Annotated in this window: 23 protein-coding genes; 15 read left to right on the forward strand and 8 right to left on the reverse strand. The window is 64.2% G+C overall.

Annotated elements, in window-relative coordinates:
* Window positions 1–145: 145 nt before the first annotated feature.
* The 8 genes from AC1VVM_RS18115 (at window position 146) to AC1VVM_RS18150 (ending at window position 6917) form a co-directional block, all read left to right on the forward strand.
* On the forward strand, window positions 146–1360 hold the full coding sequence (locus AC1VVM_RS18115) for a CaiB/BaiF CoA transferase family protein (protein ID WP_482906729.1): 1215 nt from the start codon (window positions 146–148) through the stop codon (window positions 1358–1360).
* A 44-nt stretch (window positions 1361–1404) separates the two neighbouring features.
* Window positions 1405–2592, forward strand: coding sequence for an amidohydrolase family protein (locus tag AC1VVM_RS18120; RefSeq protein WP_132386032.1), 1188 nt, complete (start codon window positions 1405–1407; stop codon window positions 2590–2592).
* Window positions 2593–2659: 67 nt separating this feature from the next.
* Window positions 2660–3544 carry a nickel/cobalt efflux transporter gene (locus tag AC1VVM_RS18125; RefSeq protein ID WP_482906730.1) on the forward strand — a complete coding sequence of 295 codons (885 nt, stop codon included), beginning with the start codon at window positions 2660–2662 and terminating at the stop codon, window positions 3542–3544.
* Window positions 3545–3569: 25 nt separating this feature from the next.
* On the forward strand, window positions 3570–3836 hold the full coding sequence (locus tag AC1VVM_RS18130) for a metal-sensing transcriptional repressor (RefSeq protein ID WP_482957001.1): 267 nt from the start codon (window positions 3570–3572) through the stop codon (window positions 3834–3836).
* A 45-nt stretch (window positions 3837–3881) separates the two neighbouring features.
* Complete coding sequence (locus tag AC1VVM_RS18135; protein WP_482906732.1) at window positions 3882–4475, forward strand: TetR/AcrR family transcriptional regulator; 594 nt, start codon at window positions 3882–3884, stop codon at window positions 4473–4475.
* An 80-nt stretch (window positions 4476–4555) separates the two neighbouring features.
* Complete coding sequence (locus AC1VVM_RS18140) at window positions 4556–5749, forward strand: aromatic ring-hydroxylating oxygenase subunit alpha (RefSeq protein ID WP_482957002.1); 1194 nt, start codon at window positions 4556–4558, stop codon at window positions 5747–5749.
* On the forward strand, window positions 5746–6096 hold the full coding sequence (locus tag AC1VVM_RS18145) for a hypothetical protein (RefSeq protein ID WP_482905199.1): 351 nt from the start codon (window positions 5746–5748) through the stop codon (window positions 6094–6096). Before AC1VVM_RS18140 ends, AC1VVM_RS18145 begins: the two co-directional genes overlap by 4 nt.
* Window positions 6093–6917, forward strand: coding sequence for an SDR family NAD(P)-dependent oxidoreductase (locus tag AC1VVM_RS18150; protein ID WP_482957003.1), 825 nt, complete (start codon window positions 6093–6095; stop codon window positions 6915–6917). Before AC1VVM_RS18145 ends, AC1VVM_RS18150 begins: the two co-directional genes overlap by 4 nt.
* On the opposite strand, the gene AC1VVM_RS18155 is transcribed toward AC1VVM_RS18150, so the two are convergent.
* Window positions 6884–7780: a helix-turn-helix domain-containing protein gene (locus AC1VVM_RS18155; RefSeq protein ID WP_482957004.1), complete on the reverse strand. Its 897-nt coding sequence runs from the start codon at window positions 7778–7780 to the stop codon at window positions 6884–6886. The genes AC1VVM_RS18150 and AC1VVM_RS18155 overlap by 34 nt on opposite strands.
* Window positions 7781–7915: 135 nt before the next feature.
* Here AC1VVM_RS18155 and AC1VVM_RS18160 point away from each other — a divergent pair, with 135 nt between their 5' ends.
* From AC1VVM_RS18160 to AC1VVM_RS18175, 4 genes are all read left to right on the forward strand, one after another.
* Window positions 7916–8980, forward strand: coding sequence for a phosphotransferase family protein (locus AC1VVM_RS18160; RefSeq protein WP_482957005.1), 1065 nt, complete (start codon window positions 7916–7918; stop codon window positions 8978–8980).
* A 42-nt stretch (window positions 8981–9022) separates the two neighbouring features.
* A complete protein-coding gene (locus AC1VVM_RS18165) occupies window positions 9023–10327 on the forward strand; it encodes an acyl-CoA dehydrogenase family protein (RefSeq protein ID WP_482957006.1) in 1305 nt (434 codons plus the stop codon).
* Window positions 10328–10330: 3 nt separating this feature from the next.
* Window positions 10331–11098, forward strand: a complete 768-nt coding sequence (locus AC1VVM_RS18170; protein ID WP_132386041.1) for an SDR family NAD(P)-dependent oxidoreductase — start codon at window positions 10331–10333, stop codon at window positions 11096–11098.
* A gap of 148 nt (window positions 11099–11246) precedes the next feature.
* The gene (locus AC1VVM_RS18175; protein ID WP_482957007.1) at window positions 11247–12398 is read left to right on the forward strand and encodes a sulfotransferase family protein; all 1152 of its coding nucleotides are present in this window, start codon (window positions 11247–11249) and stop codon (window positions 12396–12398) included.
* Window positions 12399–12459: 61 nt separating this feature from the next.
* Here the strand turns inward: AC1VVM_RS18175 and AC1VVM_RS18180 are convergent, their stop codons facing one another.
* The 7 genes from AC1VVM_RS18180 to car all read right to left on the reverse strand — a co-directional run bounded on the left by AC1VVM_RS18180 (window position 12460) and on the right by car (window position 23484).
* Window positions 12460–14841 (reverse strand): arylsulfatase, encoded by a 2382-nt coding sequence (locus tag AC1VVM_RS18180; RefSeq protein WP_482957008.1) that lies wholly within the window; start codon window positions 14839–14841, stop codon window positions 12460–12462.
* A gap of 346 nt (window positions 14842–15187) precedes the next feature.
* Window positions 15188–16174 (reverse strand): serine O-acetyltransferase EpsC, encoded by a 987-nt coding sequence (gene epsC / locus AC1VVM_RS18185; RefSeq protein WP_482905207.1) that lies wholly within the window; start codon window positions 16172–16174, stop codon window positions 15188–15190.
* A gap of 5 nt (window positions 16175–16179) precedes the next feature.
* Window positions 16180–17031, reverse strand: a complete 852-nt coding sequence (locus AC1VVM_RS18190) for a TauD/TfdA dioxygenase family protein (protein ID WP_482905208.1) — start codon at window positions 17029–17031, stop codon at window positions 16180–16182.
* Window positions 17032–17444: 413 nt separating this feature from the next.
* On the reverse strand, window positions 17445–17951 hold the full coding sequence (locus AC1VVM_RS18195; protein WP_482905209.1) for a cytochrome P460 family protein: 507 nt from the start codon (window positions 17949–17951) through the stop codon (window positions 17445–17447).
* A complete protein-coding gene (locus AC1VVM_RS18200; RefSeq protein ID WP_482905210.1) occupies window positions 17951–18997 on the reverse strand; it encodes an alpha/beta fold hydrolase in 1047 nt (348 codons plus the stop codon). Before AC1VVM_RS18200 ends, AC1VVM_RS18195 begins: the two co-directional genes overlap by 1 nt.
* A 210-nt stretch (window positions 18998–19207) precedes the next feature.
* Window positions 19208–19939, reverse strand: coding sequence for an enoyl-CoA hydratase/isomerase family protein (locus AC1VVM_RS18205; protein WP_482957009.1), 732 nt, complete (start codon window positions 19937–19939; stop codon window positions 19208–19210).
* A complete protein-coding gene (gene car / locus AC1VVM_RS18210) occupies window positions 19936–23484 on the reverse strand; it encodes a carboxylic acid reductase (RefSeq protein ID WP_482957010.1) in 3549 nt (1182 codons plus the stop codon). Before car ends, AC1VVM_RS18205 begins: the two co-directional genes overlap by 4 nt.
* A 149-nt stretch (window positions 23485–23633) precedes the next feature.
* On the opposite strand from car, the gene AC1VVM_RS18215 reads away from it, so the two are divergent.
* From AC1VVM_RS18215 to AC1VVM_RS18225, 3 genes are all read left to right on the forward strand, one after another.
* Window positions 23634–24284, forward strand: a complete 651-nt coding sequence (locus tag AC1VVM_RS18215; RefSeq protein ID WP_482957011.1) for a TetR/AcrR family transcriptional regulator — start codon at window positions 23634–23636, stop codon at window positions 24282–24284.
* Between the two features lie 151 nt (window positions 24285–24435).
* Entirely contained in the window at window positions 24436–24843 is a 408-nt protein-coding gene (locus AC1VVM_RS18220; protein WP_132386049.1) for a GlcG/HbpS family heme-binding protein, read from the forward strand.
* Window positions 24844–24947: 104 nt separating this feature from the next.
* The gene (locus tag AC1VVM_RS18225; RefSeq protein ID WP_132386050.1) at window positions 24948–25364 is read left to right on the forward strand and encodes an acyl-CoA thioesterase; all 417 of its coding nucleotides are present in this window, start codon (window positions 24948–24950) and stop codon (window positions 25362–25364) included.
* The last annotated feature ends 50 nt before the right edge of the window (window positions 25365–25414 follow it).

Consider the following 25414-nt stretch of genomic DNA (forward strand, 5'->3'; position numbering starts at 1 on the left):
ACACTCCTACAGACCGGCTGCCGCGTGGGCAAATTCCCGGTATTTCCCGCATCAAGCATGTCCTAAAAACAGACTATATCAAAAACCAAACAAATGTTAGATTGATTCGCAAATCCGCAAAAACAGGAACTGGAGCCGGAGAGGGATGACCGAGGTATTTTCCGGAATTCGCATCATCGAATTGGCCCAATACGTGTTCGTTCCCGCCGCCGGGGCGCTGCTGGCCGATCACGGCGCCGAGGTCATCCACGTCGAGACGGTCGATGGTGGCGATCCTTACCGCACACTGAAAATCGGCGACGGGCGCGAGACCGGCTCGGCCAATCTTTCGCTGGAGCAGAACAATCGCGGCAAGAAATCGATCGCAATCGACCTGAAAACGGAGAGCGGCCGGGAAGCCCTGTTGCGACTGATCGACACGGCCGACGTGTTCCTGACCAGCTTGCGCCCCAAGGCGATCAAGTCGCTGCGCCTGACGCCGGAGGATCTCCAGGCTCGCAATCCGAAGCTCATCTATGTTCGCGGCAACGGCGTGGGTTTCAAGGGAAACGAAATCGACAAGGCCGGTTACGATTCAACCGCCTTCTGGGCGCGTGGCGGTTTCGCCCACGTGCTTCGGCCCAGGGAAATGAGCGAACCGGTCAAGCCGCGCCCGGCGCTGGGCGATCACGTCAGCGCCATTTCGGTGGCTTACGGGATAGCTGGCGCGCTCTTCAAGCGGGCGATGACCGGCGAGGCCGCCGTCGTCGACGTATCCCTGCTGTCTACAGCGGTGTGGTCACTTTCGGCCGATGTCGTCGTCAGCCAGACCAGAACGCCCGAGCAGCACGCCCATGTCGGCGATCCCGTGCGGGCGCCCCTGCGCTATACCTACAAAACCGCCGACGGTCGCTTTGTCCAACTGATGTTCCTCGACCCAGATCGCTATTGGCCGGCGCTTTGCAACAACATCGATCGTTCCGATCTGTTGCAGGACGCCCGGTTCATCTCGAATGCGGGCCGTGCCGACCATGGTGCCGCACTAATTGCGGAAATTCAGGCAACGATCGGTTCGCGAAACTGGGAAGACTGGAAGCCGATCTTCGATGCCTGGGACGCGCCGTGGGAACTGGTGCGCACTATTCACGATGTCACGACGGATCCGCAAGTCGAAGCCAATGGGCTGCTGTTCCCGATTGCGGTGCGAGATGGAACCAGCGTCAAGCTTGCGGCCGGTCCGGTCGGGTTTGATGGTCGTTATGCGCCGAAGGAGCCAGTGCGGGCACCGCTGCTTGGCGAGCATACGGAAGAACTTCTGGCGGGGGCAGGGTATTCCCGCGAGGCGATCGCCGAACTGCTTCAGAACTCCGTGGTCGGTTGACCCGAATTCTTCGCACCAACCTTTCTAAATAAGGAGCCGATGCCATGACTATCCTGGAAGAGGCGAATGCCAATCGCGAGATCGAAGCGGCCCCGCGCGTAGTAGACTACGTCGTCGATGCGGACGTGCATGTCACACCGCCGCCAACCATGTGGAAGGAGTATCTATCTCCCGAATTCCGAGATCAGGCACCGACCGTCGAAACCGTGGGCGACGTCGATTATGTCGTATTCGAGGGGCAGCGCAGGCAAGTTCACCTCATGCAGAGCCAGGCCGGACGAAAGACCGAGGAATACAAGAACGTCGGCAAGTTCTCCGACATGCGGCTGGGCGGTTGGCAGGCCGAAAAACGCATCGAGGACATGGACCGGGACGGCATGGACAAGGCCGTTCTATTCGGCGGCGGTCCGCTGCAAACGGGCAATCTCGACCTGTTTTTCGACAGCTTCGACGCGTTCAATCGCTGGCAGTCCGACTTCTGCGCCTATGATCGCAAGCGGCTTTTCTCCGCCGCCTTCCTGCCGACCGTGGATGTGTCCACTACGGTACGGATGATGCACGAGGCCCGGAAGCGCGGCGACGTTGCGGTGAACATCCCGGCCTTTCCCCAGTCGATCAGGAACTTCACCAAGATGAGTTCGATCTGGCAGGCGATGACCGGCGATTCCGGCGGCGATCGCCAGTATCGCGACGCCGAGTTCGATCCGATCTGGGCGACCGCTCAGGAACTCGACCTAGCCATCACCTTCCACCTTGGCGCGCGGGTTTCACGGTACAAGGACAAGACCAATTTCCTGCCCGACATCCCGATGGGGAAGACTGCGATGCTCGAAGTGGTCAGCATCATGCTCTATGGCGGCGTCTTTGATCGCTTTCCCAAGCTGCGCATCGGCCTGATCGAGAGCGGCGTGGGCTGGATCCCATGGGCCTGCGAATACATGGACCGCACCTGGGAGATGCAGCGCCACTGGACCGAGTGCACCATCAAGCATCCGCCCAGCCATTACTTCGATCAGAATGTCTACGCGTCGTTCATATCCGATCGGATCGGCATCGAACTGCGGCACAAGTCGGGCTGCAAGAACATCATGTGGTCATCAGATTATCCGCACTCGGAGACCACTTTCCCTCACAGCCATGCGGTGATCGAAGAGAACTTCCGGGGCGTACCCAAGGCCGAGCGCGACTGGATCGTGGCCGGCTGCGCGGAGAAATTTTTCGGGATCGGTTAGCCGACGGCAGGGCGTCACCGCGCAAACAAGGTCTTTTCATATCCCCCCTGGGGGGATATTGGGCGGCATGCTCGATCTTCCCCAACTCATCGCCCATGTCGGTTCCGACGCCTGGCTGTTCATCCCCAGCGCTATCCTGCTCGGAGCGTTGCACGGCCTTGAGCCGGGTCATTCGAAAACGATGATGGCGGCCTTCATTATCGCGGTGAAGGGCACCGTGCGTCAGGCGGTGCTGCTTGGGCTGGCTGCCACGCTGTCGCATACGATGGTCGTCTGGGCCGTGGCGCTCGGCGGGATGTGGTTGTTCGGCGGATTGCGGGCAGAGGACACCGAGCCGTGGTTCCAGCTTGCCTCGGGTCTGATTATCGTGGGCATGTCGCTCTGGATGCTGCACCGCGCGCGGCGGGAGCAGATGGCGGCTGCGCACTTCCATGCCGACCACTCGCACGGCCACGGGCATCACCACGATCACGATCATAATCACGGGCATGGGCATCACCACCATGGCCACGACCGTCATCACCACGAGCCGTCCGACGAAGAGGTTCACGAACTCGAATTGGCGACCGGCGGCTATGTCGATGCGCATGAGGCCGCGCACGCAGAGGATATCCGGCGGCGTTTCGCCCATGCGCGGGTGACCACCGGACAGATCGTGATCTTCGGCCTGACCGGGGGCCTTGTTCCCTGTCCCGGTGCGATCACGGTGCTGATGCTTTGCCTCCAGCTCAAGCGACTGGCGCTGGGCGCTACTCTAGTGCTGAGTTTCTCGGTGGGCCTTGCCATCACCATGGTCGCCTCGGGCGTACTGGCGGCGCTGAGCCTGCGCCATGTCGAGAAACGCTGGTCCGGCTTTGGAGAGGCCGTGCGCAGGGCGCCCTATATTTCGGGTCTCGTTATCCTTGGCATCGGGCTTTATGTGACCCTCTCGGCCTGGCACCACCTGCCGTGAGATAGAGAGCGAAGAAGGGCGATCGATGAGTCATGCTACCGATAAGGCACTGGTCAATCGGCTGAAGCGGGCGAACGGGCACCTTGCCCGGATCACGTCGATGATCGAGGAAAACCGCAGCGCGCTTGAGATCGCGCAGCAGTTGCAGGCCGTGATCGCCGCGCTGAACAAGGCGCGCACCACGCTGGTATCGCATCACATCGAGCATCACCTGGAGGCGGCAGTGGGCGAGTTGAGCCCCGAAACGCGCAAGGTGCTGCTCGAACTCTCGGAATTGGCACGATACCTTTGACGCAGCGGTCTTTCCCGCGAGGGCAAGTTGGGGCATGCAAAAGGCATGACCCGATCCCCTTCGCCTCCTTCGCCCGGCCGGACCCGCCGTAACAAGAGCTACGAATCCACGCATCAGGCGCTGATCGAGGCTTCGGTGCGGTTGATTTCGGAGAAAGGCGTCGAGGCGCTGTCGATTACCGCGCTGGCCAGGGCGTTGGGGTTGAACCGGGCAACCGTCTATTACCATTTCGCCGATCGCGAGTCCTTGCTGGAAGCGGTCAGCACGTGGTCTTCCCAGCAGATCGTGCAAGGTTTCACCGCCTCTCGCCCGCAGCCCGAGCGGATCGACCTTATCGCGCGCTTCGTTCTCGAAAATCCGGATCTGGTAAAGCTCTGGATCGAGAACTTCATTGCTCCCGGAGATATCCGCGAAAACTATCCGAAATGGGATGAGTTCATCGCTGCAAACAAGGCGACCCTGTCGGACAGCGGAATCGACGTGGAAGTCTACTGCACGATGCTGCTGACCTCCGCGATCATCGGTCCCCGCGTGTTTCGCAACAGCGTCCGCCCCGACCTTGATGACGAGACCGTCATCGAGCGCTTCCGCGCCGAGCATCAGCGCATGCTTCGCCGTGACGGATTGCTGCGCATGTAAAAAGTTTAAGCAACAGTGTTGAGAATCGAATCGGTTCCGCGTTAGAAACGTGGCAAACAAGAACCGAGAGGAATCGACCTGTGAATGTGGCAGCACCAGCCTATCGGCCTATTCCGGCCGATGACGTGGCATGGCTTGGAACGGATCCCGTTCCGGCCGCCCCTTATTATGACCCCGCCTGGTTCGAGCTTGAGCGCAAGGCGGTTTTCCTCAAGAGCTGGATCCACGTCGGCCACGTTTGCGAGCTGCCGGAATCCGGCAGTTTCGTGCGAAGGGAACTCGAATTCGCCAAAGCCTCGCTGCTAATCGTGCGCGGGCGGGACGGTGCGATCCGCGCCTTCCACAATGTCTGCACCCATCGCGGCACCCAGCTTGTGGCTGAAGCGGCAGGGCGGCAGGCGAAGTTCAGCTGCCCCTATCATATGTGGACGTTCGGCACCGACGGCGCGCTGCTGTCCGCACCCGATTTCGAGGGGTTCCATCTCGACAAGAAGGATTGCGCGCTGCCGCAGATCAGCCTTGCGGAATGCGGCGGCATGCTGTTCGTGAACTTCGATCCGCAGGCGCAGCCCTTGCGCGAATGGCTGGGCGACTATGCGGAGCGGCTTGAGGCCATGCCCGTCGCCCGTGCCACGACTTTCAGCGAGTATACGTACGAGATCGACGCGAACTGGAAGCTGACGTACGACAATTTCCAGGAAAACTACCATTTGCGCTTCATCCACCCGCGCTCGGGCGGCGCGGCGATCGGGGCGGAGAACCAGTTCGGCTATCCCGCGAGTGTCGGCTTCTGCGGGCCGCATCGCACGCAGCGGATCTGGTCGAACCCCGCGCCGGACCTGAAGCCGTTCCAGCGGCAAGCCTCGATGAAGGGCATTCCCGCGCTGATGCGCCGGGGGCTGCTCGATCTGCCCCATGGGCGCGATTATCTGGCGTTCTTCCCCAACCTCTTCATGATCGGCACGCCGACGCAGCCGTTCTCGCACACGGTCTATCCGATCGCGGCCAACCGCTCACGCGGGGTGGTGCGGGTCTATTGGTCGGGCGAGGACGCCGACGCCAGCGAGAGCTTCGCGCGCGAATATTCGCTCTGCCAGATCCGCGACATCCATGCCGAGGATATCGACATGATCGAACGCGGCCAGCGCGGGCTGGAAAGCGGCGCGATCAGCCACATCCATTTCCAGCACATGGAGGCGCTGTGCCGCCACTTGTTCAACAGCGTGAACGAGCGTGTCCGTGACTATGCGCGCGAAATGGGAGAGACGATATGAGCGCGCAGCTTCCTTCCGGCTTCGAAACGCTGGAGCCGTTCATGGCAACATGGGCGCTTGCCACCACCGCCGAGCGTGCGGCGATGCGCTCCGCCTCCAGTCCCGAGCAGCGCGCGGCGTTCTTCGCGGCGGCCGCGCCGCTGCTCGATTCTGCGCTGGCCGCGCTCGACGGCTGCGCAATGGCGGACCTCGCACCGCAGGAGCGCCGGTTGATGGACCTGATGTACTCGCTGGCCCACGTCGCACTGGCGGTCGAAATTCAGGGGCCAGACGAAATCAAAAGCGCACCCTTGCGTGACCGGCTGCACATCACCCGATCCGCAACCGACAGGAGAACAGCAGCATGAAGAACCTTCAGGGCAAGACCGTCTTCATCACCGGCGGCGGTGGCGGGATCGGTGGCGGCATGGCTCAGGCCTTCGCCGAACGCGGCGCGCGCATCGTGCTGGCCGATATCGACCAGGGCTTCGCGCAAGAGGAAGCTGCCAAACTCCCCCTCGATGTCGAGGTCTTCACGCTGCCGCTCGACGTGCGGTCGCTGGAAGGCTGGGAGTCGGCACGCGTGGAGGCGGAGGCTCGCTTCGGCGCCGTTGACGTGCTCTGCAACAACGCGGGCATTTCCACCGGCTTCAAGCCACTTTTCGACGTATCGCCTGGGGAATTCGAGCGGGTTATGGCGATCAACGTGACCGGGGTCTACAACGGTATCCAGACGTTCGGCCCGGCCATGGCGGCGCGGGGCGAGGGGCATATCGTCAACACTTCGTCGATGAACGGGCTGAGCCCCTTCGCCAGCTTTGCTGCCTATTCGGCCAGCAAGTTCGCGGTTCTGGCGCTTTCCGACGCTCTGCGGGACGAACTTGCGCCGCAAGGCGTCGGCGTCTCCACGCTGTTTCCCGGACTGACGCGCAGCCGCATGTCGGAAGCCGATCTTGGCAAGGTAAGCGCCGGCGATCCCGCGCGCAGGGCCGCGATCGAGGCGAACATGATGGACGCGATCTGGCTCGGCCGCGCCGTGGTGCGGGCGGTGGAGAACGACGAGCCCTACATCATCACCCATCCCGACTATCGCGAGGGCGTGCGCGCGCGGCAGGAGCGGATTCTTGCCGCTTTCGGTGAGCCCGCGCAGCCCGATTACCGTACGGGGCTTACGGCCACCAAAGGCTGAGCCGCTTCCTGCGAACGCCAGATGCGCTGCTGGTACTGACGGGGTGTCAGGCCAGTGGCGCGGCGGAAGGCATGGGCAAGGCTGGAGGTCGATGCGAAGCCCACCGCATCGGCCACTTGTTTGATGCTCTCCTGTGTCGCGAGCAGGCGTTTTACCGTTTCCAGCCGGTGGTGATGGACATATTGCCCCACCGTGCAGCCCCGGCTGCCGAGAAAGCCCCGCGTAAGCTGGCGGACCGAGACGCTGCACAGTGCGGCCAGTTCCTCCAGCGACGGCGGCATGGCATCGCGCTCCAGCCGCTCGTCGATCACGCGCAGGCGCCAGGGTGCAAGGCCGCCGTGCGCGGTTTCCTCGGCGATTTCCTCGAAATAGCGGCATAGTTCGATCGTCAACTGCGTCGCGATGGAGCCGACCAGCAGCTTGGAATCCCGGTGCGGCGTGCGCGCTTCCTCGGCAAGGCGGCGCAGCAGCAGGCGCACGGTCTGGCTGCCGATATCGAGCGCGGCGGAAAGGCGCGGCGCCGTCCACTCCATGCGCTCTCCAAAGCGGTGCTGCGCCAGCCGTCCGCGGAGTTCGCAGCGGATCGAATTCTGCACTTCGGCGCCGTCCCAGCGCATCTGGAGCGGATGGCCCGGCGGCACGAAGAGGATATCGCCTAACCTCTCGAACCGGTGAGGCGCGAATGCGCCCTGCGCATTGGCGGGGCGCGGGGTGACGCACAAGTCGAGCAGCGCATGATCGCTGGCCAGCGTCGACTCCCCGTCGTTCGAGAGGCTGCCATGGACGATGGTGACCTCTGCCGAGGAAAAGCTGAGGTCGGCGCCCGCCCTTGATCGTCCACGTCTTCCGCTTGCTTCGTCCATGCTCTTCGTGTCCCAATGCCGCGTCGCAATTTGGCTAAATTTCCGCCTTGCGTCCAGATCGAGATGCACGACCCGATTGCGGAAGGGCGTCGCGATCCGCAGACTGGCGAACAAGACAGAACACTGGAGGATGCCATGCCGCAGCAGATGGCCGAAGCGCTCGACGACTTCGGCGGCCAGATCGATTGGGCGCGCCTGAATGAATGGATCGTGGCGCAGGACGTGCCGGGAAGCGGCCCCGTCTCCGCCGTTCGCAAGCTCACGGGCGGCCTTCAGAACAGCGTTTTCCTGATTACGCGAGGCAGCGAAGAGCTGATCCTGCGCCGCCCCGGCAAGCATCTGAAGCCCAAGAGCAACGAGACCATGCTGCGCGAGGCGCGCGTGCTGACCGCGCTGGAAGGCAGCACGGTGCCGCATCCGCGCGTGCTGGCAACCTGCGCCGATCCGGACGTGATCGGGGCCTGCTTCTTCCTGATGGAGCCGCTGGAAGGCTTTGCGCAGTCGGGCGAGTTGCCCGGGCAATATGCCATCGATGCCGGCTGGCGGCGGGCTATGGGCGAGGAGCTGGTCAAGGCGGCTGCGGCGCTGGGCGCGGTCGATCATGTCGAGGCGGGCCTTGCCGATCTTGGCAAGCCGGACCAGTGGCATGAACGGCAGGTCGAGCGCTGGAGATCCCAGCTTGAAGGCTATGCCGCAACGCCGGGCTACGATCCGGGCGAATTGCCGCATGTCGATGAGGTGGGCCGCTGGCTGGGCGACAACCTGCCGACCGATCGCCGGATCGGTCTGGTCCACGGCGACATGCAGTTTCCCAATGTCATGTTCTCGCTGAAGGCGCCGAAAATTTCCGGCGTGCTTGATTGGGAACTGGTTTCGCTCGGTGATCCGCTGCTCGATCTGGGCTGGATCCTGTCCAGCTGGTCGGAAGCCGGCGATCCCGAGGGCAAGGCGCCGATGGTGCGGCCCTGGGACGGCTTCCTGTCGCGGCGGGAACTGGTGGACCTCTACGGCACGCTCAGCGGGCGGAACATGAGCGAGATGCCGTGGTTCTTCGCGCTTGCCTGCTACAAGCTCGCCTGCCTGCTGGAGGGCACATACGCCGCTTCCAAGGCTGAAAAGGTGCCCGCCAATGTGGGGGAATCGGTCCACGGCTATGCCACCTGGCTGATGACCAAGGCGCGCCAGATCATCGCGGGTTGAGACCCGCCAGACACAGTCACGACATTTGAGGATGAGGATCACATGGACTTCTCGACCGATCCTGAATTTCAGGAAAAGCTCGACTGGATGAACCACTTCGTGCGCGAGGAAGTGGAGGCGATGGACCTGCTGTTCCCGCAGGGCAGCGAGCAGTTCAACATCCGCAATCGCAAGGCCCGCGCCATGGCGAAGAAGCTTCAGGCGCAAGTGAAGGCCCAAGGGCTCTGGGCTTGCCACCTGACGCCGGAACTGGGCGGCAAGGGCTATGGGCAGGTGAAGCTGGCGCTGATGAACGAGATCCTTGGCCGCACATCGTGGGGCCCGGTGATCTTCGGCTGCGCGGCGCCCGATACCGGCAATGCCGAAATCCTCGCCATGTTTGGTACGCCCGAGCAGAAGGCGCGCTATCTGCAGCCGCTGCTCGATGGCGAAATCTTCTCGACTTACGCGATGACCGAGCCGCAGGCGGGCGCCGATCCCAAGGAATTCACCTGCCGCGCCTGGCGGGAGGGCGACGAATGGGTGATCGAGGGGGAGAAGTGGTACGCCTCCAACTTCAAGATTTCCTCCTTCGTGATCGCGATGGTCGTCACCAATCCCGAAAACGCGCCGCATGAGCGGATGTCGATGTTCCTGATCCCCTCGGACACGGCGGGGCTGGTCGATATCCGCGACGTGGCGGGAATGAACGATCCGGTCGATCACGGCCATCACGCTTACCTGCGGTTCGACAAGGTGCTGGTGCCGCTCGACGCCATGCTGGGCGAGCCCGGGCAGGGCTTCAAGCTGGCGCAGGCGCGGCTGGGCGGCGGGCGCATCCACCATGCCATGCGCGTGGTCGGCCAGTGCCAGCGCGCGTTGGAGATGATGCAGGAACGCGCGGTCTCCCGCCGCACGCAGGGCCGCCAGCTTGGTGATCACCAACTGGTGAAGGCGATGATCGCGGACAGCGCGCTGGAACTGGAGATGTACCGCCTCCTGGTACTGAAGGCCGCATGGATCATCGATACCCAGCCGCACGGCGCCGCGCGCACCCATATCGCCATGGCCAAAGTGGCGATGGCGCGCGTCTATCACGACATCGTGCGGCGGGCCGTCCACCTTCACGGCGCGCTTGGCACCACGCATGAAACGCCGCTGGCGCGCATGTGGATGGGCGTGCCGATGCTCTCCGTGGCCGATGGGCCGACCGAAGTGCATCAGGTGCAGATCGCCAATGCGCTGCTGAAGCAGACCGCCCCGGCGCAGGGCCTGTTTCCCAGCGAGCACATCCCCAGCCGTACGGCTGAGGCAGAGGCCCGCTATGCCGCCGAACTGGCTGAAATCGAGCGTGAACTGGCGGCTTGAGCCATGGCGATTACGATGGATCTCACCGGCCGCGTCGCCGTCGTTACCGGCGGCAGCCGGGGGTTGGGCCGGGCGATCGCGCTCGGGCTGGTAGAGGCCGGTGCGGCAGTTGCGGTGGCGAGCCGCAAGCGGGAGAGCTGTGAGGCGCTGGTCGCGGAAATAGAGGCTCTGGGCGGCCGCGCCTCCGCCCATGCTTTCGATGCGGCCTCGTGGGACGATTGCGACCGCCTCTTCGCTGAAGTGACCGAGCGCTGGGGCGGGGCGGATATTCTGGTGAACAATGCCGGAAAGTCGCCGGTGGAACCGTCCTCGCTGGAAACCTCTCAGGCCGCGTTCGATCACATCCTTGCGGTCAACCTGCGCTCGGCGTTCCGGCTTTCGGCGCTGTTCGGCGCGCAGATGGTGGCGCGCGGGGGCGGGGCGATCGTCAACGTCAGTTCCAGTGGATCGCGCAAGCCCGAGCCCTATTTCGCGCCCTATGCCGCCGCCAAGGCCGGGCTCAACACGCTGACCGAAAGCTTCGCCAAGGAATATGGCCCCACGGTGCGCGTCAATACGGTGATGCCCGGGCCGTTCCATACCGACGGCACCAAGGCATGGTCCCGCTCCGAAGGCTTTGCCGACCATGCCCGCAAGAACCAGCCACTCGGCCGGGGCGGGGAGCCGGCGGAGATCGTCGGCGCCGTGGTCTATCTGGTGAGCGATCTGGCCTCTTACGTCACCGGGGCCTGCCTCGCCGTTGACGGTGGGCATCTGATTTCGCGCGGATGAACGCCGCGGGCGCGATTGCCGGACAGCGCGGTCTTCGCTCCGGCGGCGGTTCAATCGCCCTATCGATGAATTGCCCCTGTCGGAATGCCGGAGGCGACTGTCGTGGTAATGGAGCGTCAAATTCACAGAACAAGTGGGGGAGCCCCTGATGTCACTTGCCGATACGATCATCACCGGCGCGCGCGAGCGTTCCGAAAACACCACCTGGGATGACGCGGAAATCCGCGAACCGCTGCGGATCCTGACCGAAGCGGTGGAGACCGAGGCGGACCTGACGCCGATGGGCCTTGCCGTCTTCACGCGCAACGTCACCGAATACCTTGCCAACCGCATGCGGGTGGAAGACTGGCTGGCGCGCCATCCCGAGATTCTCGACCAGCCCGTGACCAGGCCCACGTTCGTGTTCGGCCTGCCACGCACGGGCACGACGCTGACGATCAACCTGCTCAACGAGGACCCCGCGCGCCGCTGCTTCCTGCGCTGGGAGGCCTTCGCCTCCGTGCCGCCGCCGAAGCCCGAGGAATTCCACGCAGGCCCGCGTTACGAAGCCGCGCAGGCGCAGATCGATCACTCGCTGAAAGTCATGCCCCATATCTCGGCAATCCATCACGAGGATGGCGACAGCCCGTGCGAGTGCCAGTTCTCGATGGCGCCCAGCTTAGTTTCGCAAGTGTTTGATTCGCAGTACAACATTCCCAGCTATCACCGCTGGTTCCTGGACAAGGCGGACTATCTGCCTGCTTTCCGCTATCAGAAGCGCCTGCTGCAATTGCTTCAGTCGAACGCGCCGGGCCGCTGGACGCTGAAGAACCCGTGGCATCCGCTCTATCTCGATGCGCTGCATGAGGTCTATCCCGACGCCTGTCTGGTGATGACGCACCGCGATCCGGTGGAAGTGGTGGGCTCCGCATGCAGTCTGGTCTGGAACGTGCGCCGCATGTTCAGCGATACCGTGGACCGTGAAGCGCTGGGCCGCGAAATGGTCGAAACGTTCGAAGTGATGATCGCCCGGCAGAATTCCTTCCGCGAGCGTCATGGCCGCGATGCGATCCACGATATCCTGTACACCGAGCAGATCCGGGACCCGCTGGGCACGATGCGCAAGCTCTATGCGCACTTCGGCGATGAATTGAGCGCCGAGGCCGCCGCTAACATGCAGCATTACATGGAGGCCAAGCCCAAGGACCGTTTCGGCAAGCACACGTACGACCTTGCCGATTACGGCCTGACCGCCGGAGCCATCCGCGAGCGCTTTGCGGACTATTGCGCCGATTACGACGTGGCGATGAACCCCGCCTGAGACTGATCCGGGCCTGAAAACACCCTCGCGCGGCTGACGAACAGCCGCGCGAGGGTTTTTCTTACTTCAGTTCCAGCCGCGTTTCGCCGAGCTTCACGCTGAACGGCTTGCGGGCATCGGCCTCCCCGCTCACCTGCGAGTTGCGGTCCTGCCCGATGTCGAACGTCTCGCTGAACGCGGCGGGCGAGGTCGGGAAGTCGGTAATCTTTGCCTCTCCCACCGGCTTGCCGTCGATCAGCAGCCGGATCGTGCCCGCACCGGGCGCCGGGAACAGCGCGGGGCCACCCGATCTCGGCACCGGCACATAGTCGTAGCCCACCGTCACCGGGCCTTGTGGCAGAGTAGCGGTCGAAACCACGGTATCACGGCGCTGGCCATAGGCGTTGTTCTCGAAAGCGAGATGGCCGTCCTTCACATAGAGCACGAAGCCGCCAAGCCGCCCGCCTTCGGCCACCAGCACACCCGAAGCGCTGCCCGCATCGCCCTCGATCTTCACCGTCAGGCTATGCGCCCGGTTGCCGAGGTCGGGCAGGGCATTGAGCGGCAGGCCGGAAATGTCCGGCTGGAACACGAAGCTCTTGCGCGTCGGATCGAGTAGCGCCGGGGCACCGACAGGCAGCGGCACCAACGGGAACACACCGTTGCGCTGGCCCTCCTTGACGAACTCCGCCTTCAGTTCGGCCAGCTTTTCCGGGTACTTGGCGGCAAGGTCGTTGGCTTCGCTGTAGTCATGCGCAACGTCGTAGAGTTCCCAGCGGTCGTTCGCGGTATCGTCGTTGAACACCTTGGGCAGGTCGTGGAGCAGGTTCCACGGCTGGTAGTTGCGCTTGGCCGCGGCGATCCAGCCGTCCTTGTAGATCGCGCGGTTTCCGAAGATCTCGAAATACTGCTCGGTGTGCGTTTCCGGTGCCTTGGCATTGGTGAACGTTGCCACCAGACTGTGCCCTTCGAACGGGATCTGCCTCACCCCGTCCACTTCACTGGGGAACGAGATGTGTGCGGCGTCGAGGATAGTCGGCGCGATGTCGTTCACGTGGCCGAACTGGCCGCGTATGTGCGCCGGGTCGCTGGTATGGCCTGGCCACGAGATCACCAGCGGATTGCGCGTGCCGCCGAAGTGCGAGGCGACCTGTTTCATCCACTGGAATGGCGTGGTCGTCGCCCAGGCCCAGCCGGCGGAATAGTGGTTGGACAAGTCCGGCCCGCCCAGCTTCTGGAGCTGCGCCAGTTGCGGGTCGATGCCTTTGGGAATGTCGCCATTGGCGGTGGCCTCATTGCCGATGCTGCCGTCGAGCCCGCCCTCGGCGCTGCCGCCATTGTCACCCACTACGTAGATCACCATCAGGTTGTCGCCGCCGGGACGCGCGCGCAGCGTGTCGATCAGGCGGCCCACTTCGTAGTCGGTCTGCTCCATGAAGGCCGAAAAGACCTCCATCTGGCGCGAATAGACCTTCTTCTGATCCGTCGACAGGCTCGACCACGCGGGAATGCCTTCGGGGCGCGGCGTCAGCTTGGCGTCGGCGGGAATGATGCCCAGCTTCTTCTGGCGCGCGAAGGTTTCCTCGCGGTACTTGTCCCAGCCCTGATCGAAGCGGCCCTTGTTGCGGTCTATCCATTCCTGCGGCACGTGGTGCGGCGTGTGTACCGCGCCGGTCGCGAAATAGAGGAAATAGGGCTTCTGCGGCGCGACCGCCTCGTGATCGTCCACCCAGCCGACGGCCTTGTTCACAAGGTCGGTGGTGAAGTGATAGCCCTGCTCTGGCGTGGTGGCGGCGGGAACTTGCGTGGTGTCGTTGAAGAGGTGCGGCTCCCACTGGTTGTCGTCACCGGCCATGAAGCCGTAGAAGTGATCGAAGCCAAGGCCGGTGGGCCAGTGGTTGAACGGACCGGCCGCCGAAATCTCCCACTTGGGCGTGTTGTGCCATTTGCCGAAAGCGGCCGTGGAATAGCCGTTGCCTTGCAGGATGCGGGCGACCGAGGCGGTGTCCGGGTTCCAGATCGAGTTGTAGGCCGGGAACCCGGCAGCGATGTCGGCAAGGTTGCCGAAGCCGACCTCGTGGTGGTTGCGCCCGGTCAGCAGGGCGGCGCGGGTGGGCGAGCAGATCGCGGTGGTGTTGAAGCTGTTATAGCGAACGCCCTGTGCTGCCAGCTTTTCCAGCGCCGGTGTGCGCGGGACGCCGCCGAACGCGGACGTTGCGGCAAAGCCCGCATCGTCGAGCAGCACCAGCAGCACATTGGGCGCGCCCTTTGGAGCCTGCGCCTGCGCGGGGAAGGCAGGCGCGGAATCGGCGCGGGTCAGGCCGATCCGGCCGGTGAAGGTCTGGGGCCCGCCGATCGAGGCTGCGGGGGCGGCGCTGTCCTGCGCCGCGGCGGCGGACGTCAGGCCGCCGGAAGAAAGAGCGCTGGCGGCGAGCAGCAACGCCGCGCGGGTGAAAATTCGCATGGAGTATCCTTCGGGTTTGTCGCGTGATGTCGTGTCCGGCGCGCATGAAAAGGCGCTCCGGATTCGGAATTGGAGGTGGAGAAGGGGAGGCGCGGGAGTGCGGCGCGGCAGGCGGAATGGCTCCGGCCGGGCGCTGCTCGTCAGCTAAGGATAGACATCATGCGCATCGTTCACCTCATCCATGGAGGGAATTCACGACGCTGGCGCTGTCGCCCGGGCATCGTGCGCTTTAGCTGTTGGTGACGCGGAGCAAGCTGCATCCCGATCAAATGCCGCGGGCCGGTAGTTTCGAAACAGAGCGGGAGCAGCCGGCCAGACTTCCCCCGCGAATTGCATTGCCAAGCTATCAGTTGAGCGGATCTCCCTTGAGCGCCGGGGTCTTGCCGGTGACCACGTGCTCGCGGGCCTGATAGACCATGCTGTGCGGCGGCACGCCGTGCGTCAGCCAGACGTTGCCGCCGATCTCCGAGCCCTTGCCGATGGTGATGCGGCCAAGGATCGTCGCCCCGGCATAGATCACCACATCGTCCTCGACGATCGGATGGCGCGGGCTGGCCTTGGCGGCGGCGACCGAACCGTCCGGTGCATAGGCCTTCGCGCCCAGCGTCACGCCCTGATAGATGCGCACGTTGTCACCCACCACGGCAGTCTCCCCGATCACCACCCCGGTACCATGATCGATGAAGAACCCCCGGCCGATCTGCGCGGCCGGATGGATATCGATCCCGGTGGTGCCATGCGCGATCTCGGTCAGGATGCGCGCGACCAGAGGTGCACCCAGCCCGTGGAGCGCATGGGCGAGCCGGTAATGGATGATCGCCAGCAGGCCCGGATAGCAGATCAGCACTTCGTCCAGACTGCGCGCCGAAGGATCGCCGGCATAGGCTGCCTCCAGATCGAGATCGAGCATCCGGCGGATCGCCGGAAGCTGGCGGGAAAAGGCCAGCACGATCTCGTCCGCCTGCCGGTCCTGCGCGCTGGAATAGGCCAGTTCGAGCCGAACCTGCGCTTGCAGACGGCTCAGCGCGATCTGCAAGGACTGGGTGACGAAAGTCTCCTCGTTATGGCGCCGCACGAAATCGGGGCCGAGCCGCAAGGGGAAGAGTGCCCCGCACAGCTCGTCCGCCAGTTTGGCGACACGCACGCGGGAGGGGAAACCCTCCACGCCGTGCTCGGCATGCTGGGTGTTTACCGAGCGCCAGTCCTGCCGAATATCGGCAAGCTCCCGGACGATATCGCCCACGTGCCAGAAATCCTCCTCCGATCCGCTACCGGCATGCGTGCCGGATGCGCCCGTATCGATGATGCCTTGTGGTTCCTCTCGCGCGCTCATGATGGCTATCCCAACGCTACGCCTTCGATGGTGATGCGGTGCATTTCGCGGCGGTGACCGTGGTAGTCGTTGTAGGCATAGTGCCAGGTGGCGCGGTTGTCCCAGAAGGCAATGGAACCCTCGCGCCAGTGGAAGTCTTCCTGAAACTCCGGCTTCTGGCAGTGCGCGTAGACCTCCTGAAGCAGATCGCGCGATTCCTCTTCCGCAAGCCCGAGGATGTGCAGCGTGAAACTGGGATTCACATAGATCGCACGCTTGCCGCTGAGCGGGTGGGTGATGATTACCGGGTGCACGGGATCGTCCAGCACGTCCGCCGCCGAGGAATTGCCGATGCGGCCATCGCTGCGGGTGTCCTGCAAGGCTTCGTAGGCTACGGCCTTGCTGCCGAAGATATGGCGCGCGGAATGGACCGCGCGGCGGCCTTCGATCCGGGCCCGGAGCGATTCCGGCAAGCCGTCGTAGGCCGCATACATCGATGCGAAGGCCGTCGCGCCGCCCTCTGGCGGCAATTCCCGCGCCGCCAGGATCGATCCGAGCGCGGGTTCAAGGTCATAGGAATGATCGGTATGCCAGCCGCCGCCGATATTGTGCTGCTGGTCGGGCTCCTTCACCACCAGCGCGATTTCCGGATAGTCCGGATGCGCGGCAAAGAAGCGGTTGATGTTGATCGGGCCCCAGCGCCGGGCAAAGGCGATGTGCTGTGGCTCGGTGATCGACTGGTCGCGGAAGAACACCACGCCGTGCTCCGCGAATGCGCTGCGGACACGCGCGAAGTCTTCGTCGGGAATGGGACGGGCGAGGTCGATGCCGAGAACTTCGGCGCCGACGCGGCCGTGCTTGCGAATTTCAATGGTCATGCCGTGATCTGCTCCGGGCTGACGGAATACGGGGGTAATCGAGCGCCTGCGGCCTGAACGGGATCTGGCCCCGCAGGCACGCGTCATTTCTAAAAGCCGATACGCATCGCATCACCCCTATGTGCTGGGGAACACGAAGCCTGGCGATGTCGCCTTGGCGTCGCGCGCTTTAGCCGTTGGTAACGCGGAGCAAGCTGCTTCCCGATCAAAAGCCGCGGACTGGAAGATGTGCTCCCCGAAATGGGAGCGTGATTGAGACGAGCCAGTATCCCCTCGTCCTGTTTCTCAACCTATTTAATTGACATTGCGGCGTCAAGCGCCCGCGCCGCTGGCAAGAGGCATCCTGCCGCAAACCAATTCTATGGCCGGGCGAAGGCGGTCTTGACCCGCGTCGCGGGGCCTTCGCTCCGCGATCAGGGCGCGTAGCGGGTGAACACGAAGTCGTGACCGGCGGCCCGGGACTGGTGGCAGGACCAGCAGGTCTCATGCTGCGCGGCGTCCACCGGCTGACCGTTCACGAAGCGGCCGAAGCCCCAGCCGCCAGTCGCGGCATAGCGCTTCGAATCCTTGACCATGACTTGCACCGTCGTCGCCGCACCCGGGATCGAGGCGGGAGCGAACTCGGGCGACTGGACGTGCTTCCACGCCAGTTTCACCAGCACCGTGCCATCGGGAAACGGCTGTGTCCCGGCGCGATAGGCCTTCATGGCCGTGGGGTTTCCAAGCGTCGTGCGCAGTTCGTCCAGCGGCGGGGCTTCCTGCGCGGGGGCGATCAGCTCCCAGCTCCGGTATCCTTTGGGAAGCGCGACACCGTAGATCGGGGAGACCGGCGCGGAACCTTCCGCACCGGCCTGAACCCCAAGAACGGCGGCGAGCAGCGCGCTGCTGCCGACAAGCACCATTCGCGAGATGCGCGGCATCACATCTTGTCCACGTCGATCACGGCCTGTGCGAAAGCCTCGGGCGCTTCCTGCGGCAGGTTGTGGCCGATGCCGCCACTGATGAGGCGGAAGGCGTAAGGCCCCTTGAACTTGGCGGCATAGGCTGCGGGATCGGGGTGAGGGGCGCCGTTGGCATCGCCTTCCATGGTGATCGTCGGGATCGTGATGGCGGGACCTGCCGCCAGTTTCGCCTCGTCGGCGTCGTACTGACGCTCGCCATCCGCGAGCCCGAGGCGCCAGCGGTAGTTGTGGATCACGACATCGACGTGGTCGGGATTGGCGAAAGAGGCCGCCGTGCGGTGGAACGTCTCGTCGTCGAAGTTCCAGCGGGGCGAGGCCGTCTGCCAGATCAGGCGCGCGAAGTCTTCGGTATTGGCTGCATAGCCGGCACGGCCGCGTTCGGTCGCGAAGTAGAACTGGTACCACCATTGCAGCTCTGCCTTGGGCGGCAGCGGCTTGGCGTTCACGGCGGGGCTGCCGATCAGATAGCCGCTGACAGAGACCATCGCCTTGCAGCGCTCAGGCCAGAGCGCGGCCATGATGTTGACGGTGCGCGCGCCCCAGTCGAACCCGGCCACCAGCGCCCGCTTGATGCCCAGCGCGTCCATCAGCGCGATGCCGTCCGTCGCGATGGCGGCCTGCTGGCCGTTGCGCGGGGCGGTGGCGGAAAGGAACCGGGTGGTGCCATGGCCGCGCAAGTGGGGCACGATGACGCGGTAGCCCTTGGCCGCCAGAATATGCGCGGAGTCCGCGAAGGCATGGATGTCGTAAGGCCAGCCGTGGAACAGCAGCACCGGGTTACCCTTGGCCGGGCCCATTTCGACATAGCCGATATTCAGCGGCCCGGCATCGATCTGCCTGACCGGTCCGAACGATCCGCCGATGCTGCCGGTAGCAGGCGCCGCTGCCGGGACGGCGGCCGAAGATATGGCCGGGAAGGCGGCAGCGGCCACGGCCGTGGAAGCAAGGCCAAGGAAGTGGCGCCGCCCGGTTTCAATCTTGCCGGGAGGTGGGGTGAAATTCATGTCCGATCATCCTTCCGTGACCGCCGATGCGCGGCCCGCCCTCATTGATTACGGCGAGCCGCCGCAGAGCGCCCGTTATGTGTCATGAGATTGTGTCAGTCAGCACACTTCGATTTGCCGGGGGGAAACCGTGTCAGGAAGCACAGGACCGGGCGAACGCGGGCAAAGTGTGGGAGTTACCGCCGTGCGTCGCGATGATCGCAGACGGCCTCAGGATCGTTTCCCGGCCAGCTTCGCTTGAAAATCGGGGCCGTGCCCCTCTGTCCGGTGCAGTTCCCACGCAAGCCCCTGCGAGAGGGACATGCCGTCCGTCTCCAGCACCAGCTTCTTGATGGCGCGGTTCGACCGCGCGCTGTTGGCAAGGATCGATTGGCACAGTGCGCTGGCGTGCTGCTCCAACTCCCCGTCGGGAACGCAGCGGTTGGCGAGCCCGATGGCCTCCGCTTCCGGGCCGCGACACCGCCGTCCGGTGAACATCAGTTCCATCGCCTTGTATGAACCGACGCGGCGAGGGAGCCGCTGGGTCAGGCCCCAGATCGGCACGAGGTCCCACTTGCTGTGTGTGTCTGCGAACTCGGCTGTTTCGGCAGCGATGATGATGTCCGCCGCCAGCGCCAGTTCGAGCCCGCCCGTAAAGCAATGCCCCTGAACCGAGGCGACGACGGGCACCGGCAGGCCGGCAAGCCGCTCGATAACGTCGTTGGCAAAGCGCTCCACCTCATAACTTTCGGTGGCGGCAAGATCGTCAAGGTCGTGCCCCGCGCAGAAGCTGCGGCCATTGGCCTTGAGGTGGACGCATGCCGCGCCTTCGATCCCGTGCCGGAGGTGCTCGCCGAGCGCGGTGAACATCTCGCTTGTCAGCGCGTTCAGCTTCTCCGGCCGGTTGAGCGTGATGGTATGAACGCCGTCCACGACCGCGCAGAGAACGGACGCGCCGCTCACTTCAGGAAGCCGATCTGCTTGAGATCATCGACATATTTGTGGATGAGCCCGGCCGAAATGCCCGGTATTGCATGACCCGCCGCTTCGGACGCGCTCTGGAAGCGTTCGACCGGCACGAAGGACTTCGCCACCGCCGCCTGCGGACGCCGGTAGGGCTCCATGATCGCGAGCAGGGACTGGTGCCGCGCTTCTTCCGGCAAGGCGTTCATCGCCGTTTCAAAGCGCGCAAGCCAGTCGGCATAGCTGTCGATCCGCTCGATCTCGCAGCCCGCCTCGATCATCCAATCCACGAAAGTATCGAGCGACACTCCGTCGTCATGCGGATTGGCGAGGTTGTAGGCGTGGAAGCCTTCCCGGTTGGCAAGGGCGATCGCCGTGATCGCGTCCGCCAGCAAGTCCACCGCAATCCCTTCGTACCGCGCGACGGGGCGGCCGCCGGAGAGGTTCTCGGCATAGAACGTCGCAGGTGCGACACCCGTGATCGCGAGGCTGTAGAGCAGGCGCGTGAACATGTCGGGCACATTGAGCTGGCCCACATAGCGGCTGTGCGCGAGGATCATGCCGGGGCGGAAAACGCTGACTGGCAAGGCGCACACGTCATGCGCCTCGCGCAGCAGCACTTCGCCGGCCCATTTGCTGATGTTATAGCCATTGGCATAGTCATCGCTGAGTTCGGCGGTGGGGATCGCCTCGCGAATATCGCCGTCCTCGCCCACCGGGCGCCCGGCCAGCGCCATCACGCCGAGCGTCGAGACATAGTCGAAATGCTTGAGGCGGCGCGTCAGGGCCAGACGGATCAGTTCCGCCGTGCCGCCGACATTGGCGGTGAACAGCTGGTTGTAGGGCAGCACATGGTTCACATGCGCGGCAGTGTGGGCGATGAGGTCCACGGTTTCGGCAAGGCGGTTCCACGTCGCCTCGTCCAGTCCGAGTCCGGGCAGTCCCAGATCGCCCGGAAGCACTTCGAGATGGTCCTTGGCCAGCGCCCGGAAATGGCGAAGCAGCGCGGGATCGCTATCCAGCGCTTCCTCCACCCGCTGCAATGCCTGTGCGTGATTGGCGCCGCGCGCAATGAGGATCAGCTTGCCGCCGCTCTCCGCCATCCGCTCCAGCCACGAGATAGCCTGAAAGCGGCCGAGGAAGCCGGTGGAGCCGGTCAGCAGCACGGTCCGGACAGTCTCGACCGGGCCCGGAAGGCGGGGGGCGGCGGCGAGTATCTCGGCCGGGATGAACTTCTCCAGCTTGAAGTCGGCGGCACGGATCGTGGTGCCCTCCGCCGCGTGGACCGTCGCGAAGCTCGGGCGGGTGCGGCCCGACCGCAGCGCCTCCACGTAGTCGGCGATCAGGCGCAAGTCGCCGGCGGGATTGATGATGACGCCCACCGGCACCTCGACGCCGAAGATCTCCTCGAGCAGCATCGAGAAGGAGAGGGCGGAAAGCGAATCCCCGCCTAGGTCGGTGAAGCGCGACTGCGGCGTCACATCCGTTTCCGCAACGCCCAGCGTGGCCTTCACCGCGCGGGCGACCGTTTCGATCACCGGCCGATCCGTGCTCCCGTTGCGCAGTGCCCGCAGCTCGCTGACCTGATCCTGTGCGATCTGCGCATAGACAGCTTCAAGGCGCGCGCCATAGCGGTCCTTGAACTTGGGGCGGCTGAACTTGCCGATGCCGGTGAGCAATCCGTTTTCGGAGCTGAACGGCTCGGTCTCGATCAGGAAGTCGCGCGGGACTTCATAGCTGGCAAGGCCATATTCTTCGGCAACCTCCTGCAAGGCGCGGCGGATTGCGGACTTGACCCGATCGGCTGCCTCGCCACCTCGCGCATATTGGGCCGTCAGTTCCGCCGACGGCACTGCGACTGCCAGCAGGAAGGCGCGGTCGCTGCTGCCGTAGACGTAGATCTGACGGATCGCCGGGCTCTGCGTATAGAGCGCCTCCAGCCGCGCGATGGCGACGAATTCGCCTTGCGACAGCTTCTGCACGTTGTTCACGCGGTCGAGATAGATGAGCTGGTCCGGCCCGGTCAACGCCATGACGTCGCCCGAACGATAGAAGCCGTCCTCGGTGAACTTTTCCGCCGTAAGATCGGGGCGCTTGTAATAGCCGTCCATGAACTTGGCGATCTTCACCAGGAATTCGCCGCGCGGATAGGGCTTGTCGGTCGTGAAATAGCCGAGTTCCGGCACGTCGGCGAGCTTATAGTCGATCACCGGCGGACTCTGGATCCTGCCGTCCACCAGCACGGTCGCGGTTGCCATTTCGGTGGAGGAATAGCCGATGGCCATATGGATGCCGAGCATCGACAGCATGAACTGATGCACTTCGGGCGACAGCACCGCCGATCCGCAGCCCACCGAGAGCAATCGGCCGCCCAGCAGTTTTTCGCGCATCTCCAGCTTGATCTCATGCTGGGCAGCGGCTTCTTCGGCGCCCTTGGCGATGCGGCGGTCCACTTCTCCAAGATAGTGCTGGTAAAGCATTTCGCACACGCGCGGGACCAGCGAGGCCATGGTCGGGCGCGCCATGGTGAGATCCTCGAACAGGGTCGAAAGATCGCTCTTCGGCGAACAGAAGCTCATCCCGCCGTTCGCGAGCGCAAGGAAGAGATAGCCATAGCCGACCATGTGGCTCATCGGCATGAAGCTGAGCGTGATCGAGGGTTTTTCCGCCGCGTAGAGCCAGGTGTTGCGGATGGTCTGCTCGGCAATCATCGCGCCCTTGGGGGTGCCGGTGGTGCCAGACGTATAGAACAGCCAGGTCAGCGGATCGTCCTGTTCCGAGACGTGGAGCGGCACTTCGGGCAGCGAGCGGCCGCGTGCGATCACGTCTTGCAGCGTATCGACGACGATCGGGCAACCGGCGGTTTTCAGCCGCTCGCGAGCGGCTTCGAAGCGCTCGCGCTGGGTGTCGTCACGCGGCTCGTAATCGAACACGATCAGGCGCGGAGGGACGGTGCCGGACAGCACCGCCTCAACGGCGGAGTCAATATATTCGATGCCGGTGGCAAGGACGCTCGGCTCCGTCTCGGCAATGATGTCGGCATGCTGGCTGGCTGGAGCGGTCGCCTGCAAGGGCACGTTGACGGCGCCGAGGTAGATGTTCGCCAGCGCGAGCGTGGCATAGTCGGCGCTGGCGAAGCCAAGGATGGCCACGAAGTCACCCGGTTTCACCGGATGCCCGGCATGATGGTGCCATTCCGTCGCGGTTGCTTTCACCCGAGACCACAGCTCGCCGAAAGTGCAGGTTTCGAAATGGCCGAGAATGCGGGTCGATGCACGTCCGCTGCTGGCATCCGTCACGAATTCCCGTGCACGCTGGCCGATGGCGGGGCGGTCGGCATAGCCTTCCATGACGGTCTGCACGACTTGAGCGAGCCGCAGACCCGGTTGCCGCTTCGCTTCGGTGACGGCGGCGCGGGGCAGGGCGTCGCGGAACTGCGCATCCTCGGCCACGAGCAGCTCGAAGCGCGCCTTGCCCCAGTCGGTGGTCGTGCCGCCGGTGAACAGCGCGCCCTTGACGGGCGTATCGATCGTAGCCGTCGTCATGCATCACTCCATCATCGTGCCGCCCGTTGGGGGCTTTGCACGATTGGTGACGAGTCATCCGAATGAAAGCAAGTGACTGGTTGCTTGTTTTGGCGAGGGTCGTTTGCTATCGCCGCGCCAGTCAATTTGCTTGTCTCACAGGATGCCCGATGCCGCTCTCTTCCCCCGGCGATACCGAGACTCAGGCTGGGGAATTGCCGCCGCGCCGGGTCTATCGGCCGAGTGCCGAGCGCCGTCAGGAGATCATGGCCGCCGCGCGGGAGGCCTTCGTCCGGTCGAGCTTTGCCGGCGCCCGCACGCGCGACATTGCCGAGGCTGCGGGCGTCAATCAGGCCACCCTGTTCAAACACTTCCCCACCAAGGAGAAGCTGTTCGAGGAAGCTGTGTTGCAACCGTTGCTTGAGGCACTGCGTGTCGTGCAAGGCCGGGTCGAGGTCTATCAGGCGGCAGAAACGCCTGAGGAGATGGGCAAACTGGCACAGCCTGCCACCATGCAGCATCTCGCGGCGATGCAGGAAACGCTGCCGCTGCTGGTGACGGCGCTGTTTTCCGATCTGGAGCGGGGGCGGCGGCTCTACCGCGATCACATCGAGCCGCTCATCCGCAAGCGCGGAGCCGTGCTCGAACCGCTGGTCAAGGAGGGCGTGGACCCGGAATTCGTCGGGCTGGCGGGCTTCGGCATGATGTTCGCGGTGGCCATGCAGCAATGGCTGGGTGAACAGCCGGGCGATCTGGCGCCCGTCGCCGAGCAGTTCAATCGCGTGCTCACCGGAGGCTTCGCGCGCAGCGGCAGCCGGTGATCGAGCGTGCCAATTGAGATGTTGCATCGCGGGCGCGCGCCGAAGCGAACGCAATCGTTCTGGAATGGCGCGCGCGCAGTGCTAAGAGCCGGCTGCCTCATCACAGATGCGCCGGGCCGCAGGGCCCGCGCCCGGAATGGAAACGGATAGCATGAAAACCAAACACAGTCTCGAAGCCGCCGACGTCAAGGCGATCCTGGCCGCCGCCGAGGCTGAGGCCCAGGCCAATGGCTGGGCCGTGACCATCGCCGTGGTCGATGACGGAGGCCACCCGCTCGGCCTGCTGCGGATGGACGGCGCTTCTGCCAGCACCGCGCACATGGCGCCCAGCAAGGCGGTCACCTCGATCATGGGCCGCCGCGATTCGGGGAATTACGAACAGATGGTCGCCGATGGCCGCGTGGCGATGCTTTCGGCTCCCTCGCTGGAGGCGCTGCTGGAAGGCGCGGTGCCGATCGTCGTCGATGGCGATTTCGTCGGCGCCGTGGGCGTGTCGGGCGTCAAGTCGCACCAGGACGCGCAGATCGCGCGCGCGGGTATCGCGGCGATTATTGCCTGATTTCAGGCCGCGCCGGCACGGGTCGGCGCGGCTTCCTGAAGGGCGGAGGGATTACCTCCAAATGCCGCTATCTCGCGCATCGCCGAGGTGCTATTGACGTATAGGTGAACTACGCGATTCCCTACCGCTTCCCGATCGGCATCGATCCTGACGACATCGACTTCATGGGTCATGTCAACAATGCCAGCTACCTGAAATGGGTACAGGCGGCGGTGCTGGACCATTGGCGCGCCATTGCCCCGGCTGAGGCGATCGCCCAGCACTTGTGGGTCGCGATCAAGCACGAGATCACCTACCGCAGGCCTGCCTTCCTGGAAGACGACGTGATCGCCACGGTGCTCCTTGAAAAGGTGCAGGGCGCGCGCGCCTTCTACGAAACCGTGATCCGTCGCGGCGAGGAAGTGCTGGCCGAAGTCAAATCGAGCTGGTGCTGCATCGATGCAGACACCAAGCGTCCCGCGCGCCTTGCCCGCGACGTGATCCAGCGCTTTTTCTCGGTCGAGGAAGCCGAACAGGCCTGATTGGCCTGAGCGACGTGCAGCTTCCGCCAGTATTGGCCCGATCTCGTTAG

Source organism: Novosphingobium sp. BL-S-33 (assembly GCF_056857025.1).